Raw genomic sequence first — 15436 nt, forward strand, 5'->3', positions numbered from 1 at the left:
TCCACCAAGCAAAAGCCTAACAGATATTGTTTACTGTTAGGCTTTTTCTGTTAAAGAGGGCAAGTATCTTGCTAACAGATTTAATATCTTTAAGAATATATTGGTTTCCTGATTTCTATTTCTGAAGCTGCAGTCTGATCCAGTTAATTATAAACAGTAAAAATAAGATGCTTAAAATATAAAATTCGATCTTATTTACGGCTCTAGTACCAAATTTTCTTACACAAACTCGATCAATAATCAGAAATACAAGTGCTAGAGGAATCCAAAGTAAGTTTACCCACCCTTGTAGCCTTTGGTCCATACCATTGGTATTTATTAAGATTATGGATGAAATTATTATGGCTAATATTGATATCAAGCTGAGAACTAAAAATATGGTCATTCTTTTTGTGTTGGCTGTTTTCATCAAATTTAATGTTTGCAATGTGGGCCAATTAATCTATTATTTCGGTTAATTGTTTATAACTAAACCAAGCTCATAAATATGTGACTATTCGGTGGTTTTATTTCAAATATAATACTTGTCACTTAATAGTGATAAAGGATTAATCTGACTCAATTTTTTATAGCCCTGTTTAAAGATAAATGGAATGAAAATCGTACATGGCACGATCAGGAATAGAGAAAAAAGCACAGAAAAGTTTTGGCTTATCTTAAAAAATAGTATGCTGTGCAATCGGATTTTTTTGTTTGTAATCAGAGGGAGAAAGGCCGGTTTGCTTTTTGAAAAATTTCCCAAAGAAAGAGGAATTGCTAAATTTCAATGCTAATGCAACTTCAGAAATATTTAGCAACGGATTATTCAGTAAAATTTTTGCTTCCCCGATAACTATATCGTCTATAAGCTCTCCTGCGGTTTTTTCAGTTACTTGTTTTACTACTTGCGAAAGATGCCTTGGCGTAATACATAATTTATTTGCATAATAAATTACCCGTTTTTCTTCTTTAAAATGCTCTGAAAGTAAATTAAGAAAATTAGTTGTTAACTCCAGTTTGCTATCCCTTTTTGCGGGCTCTAAAACCTGTCTTTTGTTGCTTAGCAAAATCAAATCGTAAACTATTTCTGTGAAACTATTTCTAATAATTTCATTTCGATGAGGGATATCTGCCTGGAGTTTTAATTTTTTTTGTAAAGAAATTATATCATGATATAAATCTGTATACTCTTCCTTAGTAAGTGAAAACTTATTAATGGATTGCGTCATAAATAATCTATAACTTTGAGCGCTACTTAAAAATATACCCTGTTTTTTTAAATACGCTTTGCTGAATCCAACCTTTATAAAGGATATGTTCGGATCGTTGGTGATCTCGTAAATTGAATCTGGAAAAACAAAATGAATATCCCTTTCTTTTAAAGTTTCGGGCAAGAAATTAGTCTTAATATTTAACTTTCCCTTAATAATTAGGATGAATGCGTAGGAGCTGGCCCGAAAGGGTTGATTGTGGCAAAAATCAGGAATATAGTTCTCGAAATAGCTAACTTCCAAATCTTCTAATGGCGGAAATTTCTTGTCGATATTAACGACCTGATCGTTATTGTTAAGAAGCTGTTGCTGCATGGATTTTTAGTGTTTCGTAACAGTTTTTTAACAGATATTTCCACGCCTTTCTTAATAAAAATAAAGCCTCATTTTTCGCAATATAATCCCCTGATATCTGACTGTTTTTGACGATAGCAAATCTAATATTTCAATCTATTTTTCAAATTTATTTTTTTTATTATGACTAATTTCTGATAAGAATTTAATCGTTTGATTGATTTTTAATTGTCAATAACTTATTGATATATAGATTTTTGTTTGAGTATTTGCTTTGTAATCGCTTAATTTCTACTGTTTTACCTATTTATAATAAAAGTCAGGAAGTCGAATAGTCAATTCATTTAAATGTCACATTTTTTCAATCCACCTTTTTGACCAATAGTTCCCACTTTTGAACCTTTTTTATCGAGGCATTCAACGTTAAAATTGCGTTATCAAATTGTTTGCAAATAATAATCTGATGGAACTTGTTTTTGCGCCAAATGCGTGCAAACAAAAAAGACAAGGGTTTTAATAAACAATAAAATAAGGGAGTATTACCATCCAGTATGCGCAAAAAATTAATAGATAGGATTGATGCATTTAAAGATGCCTCTATCATTAAGGAAAAAGGGCTTTATCCTTACTTCAGATCAATAGAATCTGCTCAAGACACTGAAGTGATTATTAATGGAAAAAAGGTGCTGATGTTTGGATCGAATTCGTATTTAGGTCTAACTAACCACCCCAAAATAAAAGAAGCAGCAAAAATTGCCATAGAAAAATATGGAACAGGCTGTGCAGGTTCAAGGTTTTTAAATGGCTCGCTCGATATTCATATAAATTTAGAAAACCGTTTAGCGGAGTATGTTTCTAAAGAGGCAGCTGTACTTTTTAGTACAGGTTTTCAGGTTAATTTAGGGGTAATTTCCTGTTTGCTTGATCGGAATGATTATTTGATTTTAGACGAGTATGACCATGCCTCAATTATAGATGGAAGTCGATTATCTTTTTCCAGAACGATAAAATACGCTCATAACGACATGGGCGATTTGAGGAGGAAATTGAGCAGATTACCAGAAGATGCAGCAAAGTTAATCGTATCCGATGGTATTTTCAGTATGGAAGGCGATTTGGTTAATCTACCAGAATTGGTTCAAATTGCTGATGAATTTGGCGCTAACGTGATGATGGATGATGCCCATAGTTTGGGTGTAATTGGTTTTAATGGCGCTGGAACGGCATCTCATTTCAATCTTACCAATAAGGTCGATTTAATAATGGGTACATTCAGTAAATCACTAGCCTCTTTAGGTGGTTTTATTGCTGGTGATGCCGCAACGATAGAATTTATAAAACATCGTGCCCGCTCGCTTATGTTTAGCGCAAGTATGCCGCCTTCGGCCGTAGCAAGTGTAATTGCTGCTCTAGATATCATCGAGTCTGAGCCTGAGCGTATTGATAAGCTTTGGCAAAATACAGAATATGCAAAAAAACTGCTTTTAGAATCAGGCTTTGATATTGGTCATAGCAATAGCCCAATTATTCCAGTTTATATTAGAGATAATACTAAAACTTTTATGATTACCAACATCTTGCAGCAAAATGGGGTGTTTGTAAATCCAGTAGTTTCTCCTGCGGTTCCGTCAGGTTCTTCGCTCATTAGGTTTTCTTTAATGGCTACGCACAGTTTTGAGCAAATCGAAATTGCCATAGAAAAACTTACAAGTGCTTTTAAAGCTGTTAATGTTGATTTGGTGGGGCTACAATCATGAAAAAAATAGTTAAAGTTTCAACTAAAACTGAGCTTGGTGCATTCATTGATTTTCCGCATGAGCTTTATGCTGATGATGTAAATTATGTGCCAGAGCTTTTTATAGCTCAACGCGATTTGCTTTCTCCAGGAAAGCATCCTTTTTATGAGCACTCGGAAATTCAACTTTTTTTAGCTTATGAAGATGAAAAAATAGTTGGACGGATTGCTGCAATTAACAACACCAACCATAATAAATTATATAATGCTACAGATGGTTTTTTTGGCTTTTTCGATGTTGTTAACAGTCAGGATATAGTTAGTTTATTATTCGAGGCCGCTCAAAACTGGCTAGCAGAAAAAGGATTAAATCGGATTTTAGGGCCAGTAAATTTCTCGACAAATGAAACCTGTGGTTTACTGATAGATGGTTTTGATGGGCCTCCAGTTGCCATGATGCCATATAACGCACCTTATTACCTTAATAGGTTAGAGCAATTAGGTTTCGAAAAAAATGTTGATTTAAGAGCCTATCGATATACTACGGGTAATTATAGCGATAGATCGGTAAAATTGATTGATCGGATTGAAGAGCGTTTAAAACGGAATGATATCGTGATTCGGACCATCAATATGAAGAACTTTAATCAGGATAAAGAAGCTATCCGTGAGGTTTATAACAAGGCTTGGGATAAAAACCTGGGTTTTGTACCTATGACGGATAAGGAGTTTGATTATACAGCGAAAGACTTAAAACTCATTCTTGATCCAGATTTCTGCATAATGGCTGAGCAAAACGGCAAAATTGTTGGCTTTGCCTTGGCAATTCCTGATATCAACCAAATTCAGATTAAAATAAAACGTGGACGATTATTTCCGACAGGCTTAATTAAGCTTTTAACGGGTAAGAAAAAGATAGACGGCATTAGAATTTTATTGCTTGGGGTAGTTGATGGATATCGAAAAATGGGCATTGAGGCATGCTTATATGGACATATTATTAAGAGTTTTTCTGCAAAGAATATGAAATATGCCGAAGCAAGCTGGACGTTGGATCATAACGATATGATTAACAAGCCAATTGAGGATATAGGGGGAAAGCTATACCGAAAATATAGAATTTTAGAAAAGGCGATATGAAAAAGCGGGTGTTGATTACTGGTGCAACTGGATTTGTTGGATATCATCTTATTCAGGCGGCTTTAGATAATAATCTGGAAGTTTATGTTAGTGTACGCAGGCAAAGCATAGTTGCTCATTTAGCCGATTTTGCTGTTAATTATGTTGAATTAGATTTCGAATCGATAGGGCATATGAAACATCATATCGAAGAAAAGAAATACAATTACATTATTCATGCGGCTGCTACAACCAAGGCAAAAAACCGTGAAGCTTATTTTCATATCAACGCAATTTACACCCGAAACTTTGCAATCGCGGCATCGACGGCTACTCATAAAATAGAAAAATTTGTGTTTGTAAGTAGTTTGGCTGCAAGAGGTCCATTATTGGGTCAACATGATGCAATTAGTTTATCCAACCCAGTAACAGATTACGGAAGAAGCAAAGCTTTAGCCGAAACCTATTTAAGTCAGCTTAAAAATTTGCCATTAATTGTATTTCGGCCGACTGCAGTTTATGGTCCCCGCGAAAAAGACATTTTTATCTTGATAAAAGCAATTAATTCGGGTTTGGAGTTTCACATAGGAACGCAGCAGCAACCACTAACTTTTATACATGTTACAGATTTGGCAGAGGCCATTTTAAAGGTGCTCAAGTCGGATTTGGTTTATAAAACTTACCACATTTCTGATGGTGAAATTTACAATCGCTTCTCTTTAGCAGAATACACCAGGCTAGCATTAAAAAAGAAAACACTTGTAGTTAAGGTACCATCAGCAATTATTAAGGGGCTCGCATGGGGCCTGGAGCACACCTACAAGGTATTTAATAAAGTACCAACGCTTAACGTGGATAAAATAAAAGAATTAACCGCAAGCAGTTGGGCATGTAGTATAGACAGTTTACAAAATGATATTGGGTTTAAACCAAAATACCAATTGGAAGGTGGTATTAAGGAAACGATTACCTGGTACAAAGAAAATAATTGGTTATAAATAAAATTAAAATAAGATAGAATGAAAGAACAAGTAAAATCAGCCGATGGCAAACTTGGAATATTAATGCCAGGTCTTGGTGCTGTTGCCACAACCATGATTGCTGGGGTAGCTGCTGTAAAAAAAGGCTTATCAAAACCAATTGGCTCTTTAACCCAAATGGGAAGCATCCGCATTGGTAAAAGAACGGAGAAAAAAGAACCAAAAATTAAAGATTTTGTGCCTTTGGCAAATCTCGAAAACCTCGTTTTTGGTGGTTGGGATGTATATGAAGATAACGTTTACGAAGCTGCACTTAATGCAAGAGTTTTAGATGCAAACCTTCTGCGTGACGTGCGTGAGGAATTACAGGCAATAAAACCAATGCGTGCTGCATTTGATCGGAATTATGTAAAAAACCTTACAGGTACGCATGTTAAGCAAACCGAAAACAGGTACGAGTTGGCGCAAGAGGTGATGGAAGATATTAAAAACTTCAAAAGCGAAAATAACTGCGATAGAATTGTATTGGTTTGGTGTGGTTCTACCGAAATTTATTTTGAACCATCTGCGGTTCACGAATCGCTTGGGGCCTTTGAACAAGGCTTAAGAGATAACGATCCACTAATTGCACCAAGTATGATTTATGCTTATGCAGCTTTAAAATTAGGCGTTCCTTTTGCTAATGGTGCTCCAAACTTAACGGTAGATATTCCAGCTTTAATCGAATTGGCAAAAGAAACCAATACGCCAATCGCTGGGAAAGATTTTAAAACTGGTCAAACCTTAATGAAAACCATTTTGGCGCCAGGTTTAGCAGCACGTTCTTTAGGTGTTAATGGCTGGTTCTCTGATAATATTTTAGGTAATCGCGATGGTTTAGTATTGGATGACCCAGATAACTTTAAAACAAAAGAAGTATCAAAATTAGGCGTACTGGAAGATATTTTTAAACCAGAAGTAAATCCAGATTTGTATGGCGATATGTACCATAAAATCAGAATTAACTATTATCCGCCGCATGGCGATAACAAAGAAAGCTGGGATAACATCGATATTTTCGGGTGGTTGGGTTATAAAATGCAAATCAAGATTAACTTCTTATGCCGCGATTCGATTTTAGCTGCACCAATTGTTTTGGATTTGGCTTTGTTTATGGATTTGGCGAAAAGAGCTAATATGTCTGGTATTCAAGAATGGTTATCGTTCTATTTAAAATCGCCACAAACCATTCCAGGTGTACCTGCAGAAAACGACATTTTTAAACAATTAATGAAACTTCAAAATACTTTGCGCTACATAATGGGCGAGGAGCTTATTACGCATTTAGGGCAAGATTATGAAGAAGAATTGGTAGAAACGCTGTAGTGCTATTCCATAAAATCATATCAACCGTTTTCGGCATAGGGTACATTGGCAAAGGGGCAGGAACCATCGCTGCAATCGCGACCTGCCTTTGCTGGTACTTTTCGCAAACCATTTATACAAATCCGTATTTATGGCCACTGCTCATCACCTTGTTTTTAACGCTAACAGGCACAATCTCTGCCGATGTTGTTGAAGATGAGTGGGGCAAAGACCATCAGAGGGTAGTTATTGATGAAGTTGTTGGTATGTGCATTGCCTTATTGGGGACACCGTTAAAACCTGTTTACATTATTCTGGGCTTAATACTTTTTAGGTTTTTCGATATTTTAAAACCCTTTTACATCAAAAAAATGGAAGCGTTACCTGGCGGATTAGGTGTAATGGCCGATGATGTATTGGCTGGAGCATATTCAAGCATCGTTCTTCAAGTGGTTGTTTCCTTCGGGTTATTTTAATCTCTAATGTTAAGGTACTTCAAAGCCCAGGCTTCATCATTAACCGCTACCGCTGTAGATTTTTTAGTCACGCTGCTAGTAGCGAACTTTTTCAGCTCCTGGTATTTAACAGCTGGTATTATCGGAACAGTTTGCGGAGGAATGGTAAACTTTTACATCAATAGGTTCTGGGTTTTTGATGCGGCTTCAAAAGCACTCAAATGGCAGGCGCTTAAGTATATTTTGGTTTGGGTTGGCAACTTAATATTAGTAACGCTTGGCGTTTACTTTTTTACTCATTTTTTTAATATCAATTACATGCTCTCCAAAGTATTTGTATCGATTTCGGTTGGTATAAGCTACAATTATTATATGCAAAAGCTGTTTATTTTCTCCGTTAAATGAAACAATTACCGTTAATTTCTTTTTTTATTGGCTTGTTTTCAATATTAAATTTATTGCTCAGCAGCGATGCTCTTGCTCAGGCAACTGTAGTTTCGGGCACGGTACGTGATGCCGTAACCAAAGAAACGCTGCCTAATGTTTCTGTTTTTTTTAAGGATACCAAAATCGGTACTCAAACCGATGTTAATGGAAATTATAACATAAGTTCGGCCGAGCCTCAAAGCGGTTTAAGTTTTAATTCTGTTGGTTACACCATTGCAAGTAAAAATATTATGCCTTCGGCAACGCAGCAAACGGATGTGTTGCTTGTGCCGAGTTCAAATTCGCTGGATGAAGTGATTATTGTTGGCGGAAAGAGAATTAAATATCGGAATAAAGATAATCCAGCAGTAGAATTGATTAGGCAGGTTATTGCGCATAAAGACGAAAACCGCATTAAAAGTTATCAAACAGTTGCTTATCAGCAATATGAAAAAATGTTGTTTTCGGTAAGTAATGTGTCTGAGAAATTTAAGAACAAAAAGATGTTCCGAAATTATCAATTTCTATTTCAGGAACAGGATTCAACCTTAATTGGGGGGAAAAATCTTTTGCCAATTTATATTCAGGAAAGCCTATCGGATAAATTTTTAAGTAAAGAACCCGAAAAGAGTAAAACAGTTATTGTAGCACAAAAGCAGGTTCAGTTTGATAGTCGGTATATCGATAATAAAGGAATGAAAACCTATTTCGATCGGATGTATCAAGACATTGATATTTATAAAAACAACATATCAGTTATTAGTAACGATTTTTTAAGTCCGATTGCAGATGGTGCGCCAGCGTTTTATAAATTCTTTATTACCGATACCTTAAAAAATCAGAAACCGCAAATTATTGAGCTTTCTTTTACGCCACGTAATACTGGTGATATGCTGTTTGAAGGGAAGATATACGTAACTAATGATGGTAAATATGCAATTACAGGCGCATCATTCGGGGTAAACAAAAACATAAACCTGAATTTTGTAAGAGCTTTAAAAATTGATTTAAGCTTTGAACCGAACGCTGCGGGAAAATATAATTTAAGTAAAAGCAAGTTGCTTACGGATTTTGGTATCGGTAAAACAAAGGGTGTTGGTTTTACTGGAGAGCGAACCGTTACCTTCAAAAAATACCAGTTTGATGCGCCTTTGCCAGATACTGTCTTCCAAGGGAAAAGTACATCAGTTTTAGGTGATGCAGGCAAAAAAGATGATTTGTTCTGGAAAAAAAATCGATTAGATACAATTTCTGCCAGTGAGTTAAAGATTTATGGCAATATCGACACCCTGCAAAATCTTCCATCATTTAAACGTACTATGCAAATTGTCACCTTGCTTTTTGCGGGTTATCAAAATCTTGGTCCTTACGAAATTGGACCTGTGAATACCTTTTATAGTTTTAATAATGTAGAGGGACTTCGATTGCGTTTAGGTGGAAGAACAACGCCAGAATTAAGCAAACGTTATTATTTTGAGAATTATGCCGCTTATGGTTTCAAAGATGAAAAATGGAAGTTTTTTTTATCGGCAACGTACTCAATTAACAACAAGTCGATTTATGAGTTTCCTCAAAATTATATAAGAGCAAGTTTTCAACGAGATACTAAAATACCTGGACAAGAATTACAGTTTGTGCAAGAAGATAATTTCTTGCTTTCGTTTAAACGCGGGGTTAACGATATGTTACTCTACAACGATTTCTATCGTTTAGATTACGTAAAGGAATACGAAAATCATTTCTCTTATACTTTGGGGTTTAAAAAATGGAGTCAAACACCTGCTGGAGGATTATTTTATCAGAATGATGCAAATCAGTTTGTAAATAGGTTAACAACCAGTGAATTGTCGTTACAACTGCGTTATGCGCCAAACGAAAAGTTTTATCAGGGAAAAATATATCGCGTACCAATTACCGATCGATATCCTGTCTTTAATTTCAAATATACTGCAGGCTTAAAGGGGTTGCTGGGTGGAGAATATAACTACCACAATATTATGGGGAGTATTGATAAGCGGTTTTATCTTTCTCAATTGGGCTACAGTGATGTAACCATTGAAGGAGGTTATATTGCTGGTAAAGTTCCTTTTCCTTTATTAGATATCCATCGAGCCAACCAAACTTACGCTTATCAGCTTAACTCTTACAATTTGATGAATTTTCTAGAATTTGTAAGCGACCATTATGCGAGCATCAACATAGACCATAATTTTAATGGTTTTTTCTTTAACAAAATTCCTTTACTGAAAAAGTTAAAATTAAGAGAAGTTGTTTCTTTTAAGGCACTTTATGGTGGATTGCGTGATGAAAATAACCCTGCATTAACTTCCAGTTTATATAGACTTCCTGATTATGAAGATGGTTCGAAACGAACTTACGCATTAGGAAATGATCCATACATGGAAGGTAGCGTTGGGGTTGGGAATATTTTTAAGTTACTGCGGGTCGACTTAGTTAAGCGATTCAATTATTTAAATCATCCAGAAGTATCTGAGTGGGGAATTAGGGCCAGGGTAAAATTCGATTTTTAAAATTAAAGTTATGAAAGCAAAGTTAAGAGACAGCTTGCAGTTGGGCATATATAAGGTAATTAATCCTTTTGTAAGAGGCTTGATTAAGATTGGGCTAACGCCAAATGCAGTTACCACAATTGGTTTGATACTGAATATTGGTGTTGCGGTTATTTTTGTATTGGGTGCCGAAAAATCGAATCGTGGAGATATGTCTTACATTGGTTGGGGTGGTGCTTTGGTGCTTTTCGCTGGGCTTTTCGATATGTTGGATGGGCAGGTAGCAAGATTAGGAAATATGAGCTCGAAATTTGGTGCGCTTTACGATTCCGTGCTAGACCGTTACAGCGAGATGATTATGTTTTTAGGGATTTGCTATTATCTGGTTGCTCATCATTATTTCTTAAGTTCTTTATTTGCCTTTATCGCATTAATTGGTTCGATGATGGTAAGTTATACCCGAGCAAGAGCCGAAGGACTTGGTGTGGAATGCAAAGGAGGATTGATGCAACGGCCAGAGCGTGTGGTAACAATAGGCGTTTTTGCTATTGCCTGCGGTGTTGCTGGTCATTTCATTGGCGGTGATTACAAAATTTATCTTCCTGGTATTTCATTTCACGTTTTCGAAACTATGTCGATATTCACTATGCCGATAACTTTAATGGCATTGTTAACCAACATCACAGCGGTTAAAAGGTTGCAGGAAGCAAAAAGGGGATTAGAAGCTCAGGAAAAAGCAGAAAGAACAATCGGTAATAAAGCGGCATTAATTGTTGGCTTTACGCTTGTTTTTGGTTTGTTAGGTATAAAAACCTCTGTTATGGCACAAGATCCCTCGCCCATAACTTTTCCAGTACCAAAAGATATCAGTAATCAGCTTTTTTATCTTCAGCGAGATCCAAATACGAATACCATTATCTGTCAGTTAAATGTAGATAAAAAAGGAGAAGTTAATGCGGATAACCCTGTTAATGTTTTTTGGATGCGATATGATGACAAGGGCGAAAAGAAAGAGTTAAGCTATATCCAACGAAAATTTGCTTACGGAATTTTAACTAAAAATATGGGAAACGGTCAGTTCGAGCTTCGCTTTACCTCGCATAAAAAACTACCTATGTATCTTAATAAATCAGAAGCTGACAAGCGTTATCATGTTTATGCTACAATTAATAAGAAAAAACTACAAATTGAGCGTATTTTTTTGAGGATTGAAGGTGGTTCTTTTTGGCTCCCCAACGTTAAATATGTAGAAATAAAAGGTTACGATGCAAAAGAGCCATCGAAATTATTAATAGAGCGAATTAAAATATAAAATCTATGAAGAAGAATTTTATCTCGAATTCATCATCATCCATAAGAATGTTTAAAAGCGATTTTATGGAAAGCCTCTCAAAGGTTAAATATTATGTACCATTAATCGTATATATTCCTGTTATTGGTTACTTATTTTATAAATCATTTGCAGAAATTAATATGTCGGTTATCAGCTTTGCTGGCTGGTTTTTATTGGGTTTAGCCATCTGGACCATTACCGAATATATTTTACACCGCTATGTGTTTCACTTCGAACCCGATGTAGCGTGGGGGAAAAAAATTCATTTTATATTTCATGGCGTTCATCATGATTATCCAAACGATGCAAACCGATTGGTAATGCCGCCTTCTGCAAGCATTCCGATGGCTTTGGGTTTTTACTTTTTGTTCGATTGGTTATTGCCAGAAACCAAAGTTTATCCATTCTTTTCTGGTTTTATGATTGGTTATCTGTTTTACGATATGGTTCACTATGCATTACATCATGCTAATTTTAAAAGTGGTTTCTGGAAAAAACTAAAACAGCATCATATGTTGCATCACTACTCAGATTCTACAAAAGGCTATGGCGTAAGCTGGACTTTTTGGGATCATATATTTAAGTCGAATTTTGATAAAAGGTAGTATGCCCGAAAATGTCATCCTCGAAAAATCATTTTTCGCCAGCGGTACAGTTGTTAAAACTGCAATTATTTCAATTGCTTACCTTTTGTTATCGGTGCTATTGGTTGGTTTTAAAACCGATCAGTTAGTACTTGTATTTATTTTTAATGCCCTATTTTATATTTCTTCTGGAACGAGAAAATTTATCATCGCATTCTCCATATTTATCGTTTATTGGATAATCTTCGACTATATGAAGGCTTTTCCAAACTATCTTTTCAACGCTGTACACATAGGGGATTTATATCTGTTTGAAAAAAAGCTTTTCGGGATAAATTTTGATGGATTATTACTTACACCAAATGAATACTGGAAACTTAATACCACCTCATTTTTAGATGTGCTTACGGGTTTCTTTTATTTAATGTGGATTCCAGTGCCCTTAGGTTTTGCTGCATATCTCTTCTTTAAAAATAGAAAATACTTTATATACTTCTCCCTAACCTTTGTGTGGGTTAATCTTTTAGGTTTTATAATTTACTACATTTTTCCTGCCGCACCACCTTGGTATGTGCAAGAGCATGGTTTTAAGTTTATCTCTGCAACTGCAGGAAATACCGCTGGCTTATCCAGATTTGACCATTACTTTGACATTCAACTATTTCAGGGGATTTACAGTAAAGGCTCGAATGTTTTTGCCGCTATGCCTTCTCTACATTCGGCTTACCCAGTTATTGTTTTGTATTACGGACTTAAAAGCAGGTTGAAATTTATAAATATACTTTTTGCTGTTGTCATGTTGGGGATTTGGTTTGCAGCAGTTTACAACAGTCACCATTATGTTCTTGATGTAATTGCAGGTGTTTTATGTTCTCTTTTAGCGATAGTAACCTTCGAACTTTTTTTAAAGTCAGAAAGATTTAAGAATCTACTAAACCAGTTTTACAATCTAATTAAATAGCACCTCTTTTAGGAATAAAAATAGTAGTTGATGGTTTTGAAAATCGATTCTTAACTTTGAATTGAAATGGGATGAAGGTTTAGAAGTAGATCTTATTCGGTTGGATTATTAAACACTACTTGGCATTGGATGTAATTACAAAAATCCCAATATTAGATATTACTGAATTTTCGAGTAAGAATTCGGAGAGCAATTTATTGTATCACGAAATAAAAGGAAAAAGGCTTATTGAAAAAGCACATAAACACGATTTTTTTCTTTTCATGCTTTTTGTGCAGGGGAGCGGAACACATACCATCGATTTTGTTGATTATGAGGTAGCTGCGGCACAGCTACATATTTTATTTCCCGAGCAAATTCATAAATGGGAGTTAAGGGAAGAAACACATGCACATCAGGTTATGATCAGCAGAAATATGTTTGAAACCCTGGTTAATTCTTTGCGATTTTCATTAACGCTTTATCAAAACTATCCCGTAATCAGCCTTAGTAAAGAAACGCTGAATAAAATTTTATACGAATTTCAACAAATTAAATCCGAGTTCGGAAAACCATTAATATTTTCTGAAATTATTAATGCAAGGGTTAAACTTATTGCTTTAATGATAAGTGAAGAGGCAGAAATGATATTTAATAATCAAACGGTTTATAAAACTAAACCCATACTTTTTAAATATCGCTCGCTTGTTGATACTCATTGTAAAAGTGAAAAACTGGTTTCATTTTATGCAAACGAACTGAATATTTCGGCCAATTATTTGAACATACTTTGTAAAAAATACTTTCATGTTTCTGCAACTGCTCTAATTCACGAACGTTTAATTTTAGAAATAAAAAGAATGTTGCTCACCACAAATAAGCCGATAAAAGCTATAGCATCAGAACTTGGTTTTTATGATATCGCCTATTTCTCTAAATTTTTTAAAAAATATACGCAAACAACCCCAAAGGTATTTAGAGGACAATTGTAAATTGTAATATTTTTTTCGGCTAAAACGGATTAATAAGCAATCTTAAAATCGTGTTGTTATAAATTATACAATTTTTAGCATAAATCCTACTTAGGAGTTAATGCAGTATAGTGTTATTTTCGTATCAAAGAAATTTAATATTATGACAGCACAATCTATCTCAAGAAAAGATTTTATCCGCAACTCGTCTATATTACTTGCCAGTACCTGTGTGCTCAATTCGGCTCAGGCAATGGAAGGTGAGCATACTACGGAAATCTTTGCTGGCAAAACACTTATTCTAAAAAACGTTATGCTCGAAACAGGATTTACTTATGATCAGGATGACGTAATTAAAACAAATACAGCACTTTTTACAATTGAGATAGAAGAGGGGAAAATTAAAAGTGTTTTACCAAATAACCCTAAAGGCAAGGGAATTGATGCGAAAGGTTTTTTGATGCTTCCTGCATTTAGAGATATGCACATCCATTTAGATAAAACCTATTATGGACTTCCGTGGCAGGCGCATTTGAAGAAAAATAAAAGTGTTAAGGATATGATTGCCTTTGAACAGCAAATAATTCCTGAGCTTTTAAAAACTTCTGTACCACGTAGCGAAAAGCTAATTGAATTACTTCAATCATATGGTACAAGCTATGCGAGGTCTCATGTAAATATCGAACTGACCTCTGGTTTAAAATCTTTAAAGCATTTAGAAACGGCACTTCAAAACAAAAAGTCGTCTTTTCAGGCAGAGCTCGTTGCTTTTCCTCAGCATGGAATATACTACACCAAATCTGAGGAATTAATGAAAGAAGCCGCAAAAATGGATATTGATTTTATTGGCGGACTCGATCCATTTAGCATTGATGGAGGCATTGAAAAACATATGGATTTTGTGGTGCAGCTAGCGCTTGATAATGGAAAAGGTATTGATATTCATCTTCATGAAGGTGGCGAATCGGGCTTGAAAACAATCGAATATTTGATTGCCAAAGTAATGGAGAATCCAGTGCTGAAAGGCAAAACCTATGTTAGTCATGCTTTTGCACTAAGGTATCTGGATAAAAATAAAACAGAAGAAATTGCCGAAAAACTTGGACTTGCGAAAATCGGAATTGCATCAACTATTCCGCTTTCTGGTAATCCGATGCCAATACCAACCCTGTACAAACATGGGGTAGAAGTAGTTGCTGGTAATGATTGTATTGTTGACCATTGGAGTACCTTTGGTACAGGTAGTATTTTGCAAAAGGCAAATATCGCCGCACAAATTTACGGGTATCGTACAGAATTCGACCTTTCGAGGATATTAAAACTTGCTACTGGAAATATTGTTCCATTAGATGATAAAGGAAATAGACAATGGCCAAATGTTGGTGACCAAGCGAACGTTGTATTAGTGGATGCCTCCTGTTCAGCAGAAGCGGTTTCGAGGGTATCGCCAGTTAAATCGCTCATTCATGATGGAAACCTTGTTTTTTAAGAAGAA

At 35.3% G+C, this 15436-nt stretch carries 13 protein-coding genes; 12 read left to right on the forward strand and 1 reads right to left on the reverse strand.

The window, feature by feature from the left end:
• Positions 1–656: 656 nt before the first annotated feature.
• Positions 657–1373: a helix-turn-helix domain-containing protein gene (locus ABD692_RS08480; protein WP_316756855.1), complete on the reverse strand. Its 717-nt coding sequence runs from the start codon at positions 1371–1373 to the stop codon at positions 657–659.
• Between the two features lie 722 nt (positions 1374–2095).
• Between ABD692_RS08480 and spt the strand changes: the two genes are divergently transcribed.
• From spt to ABD692_RS08540, 12 genes are all read left to right on the forward strand, one after another.
• A complete protein-coding gene (spt, locus tag ABD692_RS08485) occupies positions 2096–3301 on the forward strand; it encodes a serine palmitoyltransferase (RefSeq protein ID WP_316756857.1) in 1206 nt (401 codons plus the stop codon).
• Positions 3298–4419 carry a hypothetical protein gene (locus tag ABD692_RS08490; protein WP_344766202.1) on the forward strand — a complete coding sequence of 374 codons (1122 nt, stop codon included), beginning with the start codon at positions 3298–3300 and terminating at the stop codon, positions 4417–4419. Before spt ends, ABD692_RS08490 begins: the two co-directional genes overlap by 4 nt.
• The gene (locus ABD692_RS08495) at positions 4416–5396 is read left to right on the forward strand and encodes an NAD-dependent epimerase/dehydratase family protein (protein WP_344766204.1); all 981 of its coding nucleotides are present in this window, start codon (positions 4416–4418) and stop codon (positions 5394–5396) included. Before ABD692_RS08490 ends, ABD692_RS08495 begins: the two co-directional genes overlap by 4 nt.
• 21 nt (positions 5397–5417) lie before the next feature.
• The gene (locus tag ABD692_RS08500) at positions 5418–6743 is read left to right on the forward strand and encodes an inositol-3-phosphate synthase (RefSeq protein WP_344766206.1); all 1326 of its coding nucleotides are present in this window, start codon (positions 5418–5420) and stop codon (positions 6741–6743) included.
• A complete protein-coding gene (locus tag ABD692_RS08505) occupies positions 6743–7198 on the forward strand; it encodes a phosphatidylglycerophosphatase A family protein (protein WP_344766208.1) in 456 nt (151 codons plus the stop codon). Before ABD692_RS08500 ends, ABD692_RS08505 begins: the two co-directional genes overlap by 1 nt.
• 6 nt (positions 7199–7204) lie before the next feature.
• On the forward strand, positions 7205–7582 hold the full coding sequence (locus ABD692_RS08510; protein WP_344766210.1) for a GtrA family protein: 378 nt from the start codon (positions 7205–7207) through the stop codon (positions 7580–7582).
• The gene (locus ABD692_RS08515; RefSeq protein ID WP_344766212.1) at positions 7579–10134 is read left to right on the forward strand and encodes a DUF5686 and carboxypeptidase-like regulatory domain-containing protein; all 2556 of its coding nucleotides are present in this window, start codon (positions 7579–7581) and stop codon (positions 10132–10134) included. Before ABD692_RS08510 ends, ABD692_RS08515 begins: the two co-directional genes overlap by 4 nt.
• Positions 10135–10144: 10 nt before the next feature.
• A complete protein-coding gene (locus tag ABD692_RS08520; protein WP_344766214.1) occupies positions 10145–11425 on the forward strand; it encodes a DUF4833 domain-containing protein in 1281 nt (426 codons plus the stop codon).
• Positions 11426–11430: 5 nt separating this feature from the next.
• Positions 11431–12051, forward strand: coding sequence for a sterol desaturase family protein (locus ABD692_RS08525; protein ID WP_344766216.1), 621 nt, complete (start codon positions 11431–11433; stop codon positions 12049–12051).
• Position 12052: 1 nt separating this feature from the next.
• Positions 12053–12991 carry a phosphatase PAP2 family protein gene (locus tag ABD692_RS08530; protein WP_344766218.1) on the forward strand — a complete coding sequence of 313 codons (939 nt, stop codon included), beginning with the start codon at positions 12053–12055 and terminating at the stop codon, positions 12989–12991.
• A 125-nt stretch (positions 12992–13116) separates the two neighbouring features.
• On the forward strand, positions 13117–13962 hold the full coding sequence (locus ABD692_RS08535) for an AraC family transcriptional regulator (protein WP_344766220.1): 846 nt from the start codon (positions 13117–13119) through the stop codon (positions 13960–13962).
• A gap of 142 nt (positions 13963–14104) precedes the next feature.
• Complete coding sequence (locus ABD692_RS08540; protein WP_344766222.1) at positions 14105–15430, forward strand: amidohydrolase; 1326 nt, start codon at positions 14105–14107, stop codon at positions 15428–15430.
• The last annotated feature ends 6 nt before the right edge of the window (positions 15431–15436 follow it).

Origin of the sequence: Pedobacter ginsengiterrae, assembly GCF_039537385.1 — a bacterium.
Classification (GTDB): domain Bacteria; phylum Bacteroidota; class Bacteroidia; order Sphingobacteriales; family Sphingobacteriaceae; genus Pedobacter; species Pedobacter ginsengiterrae.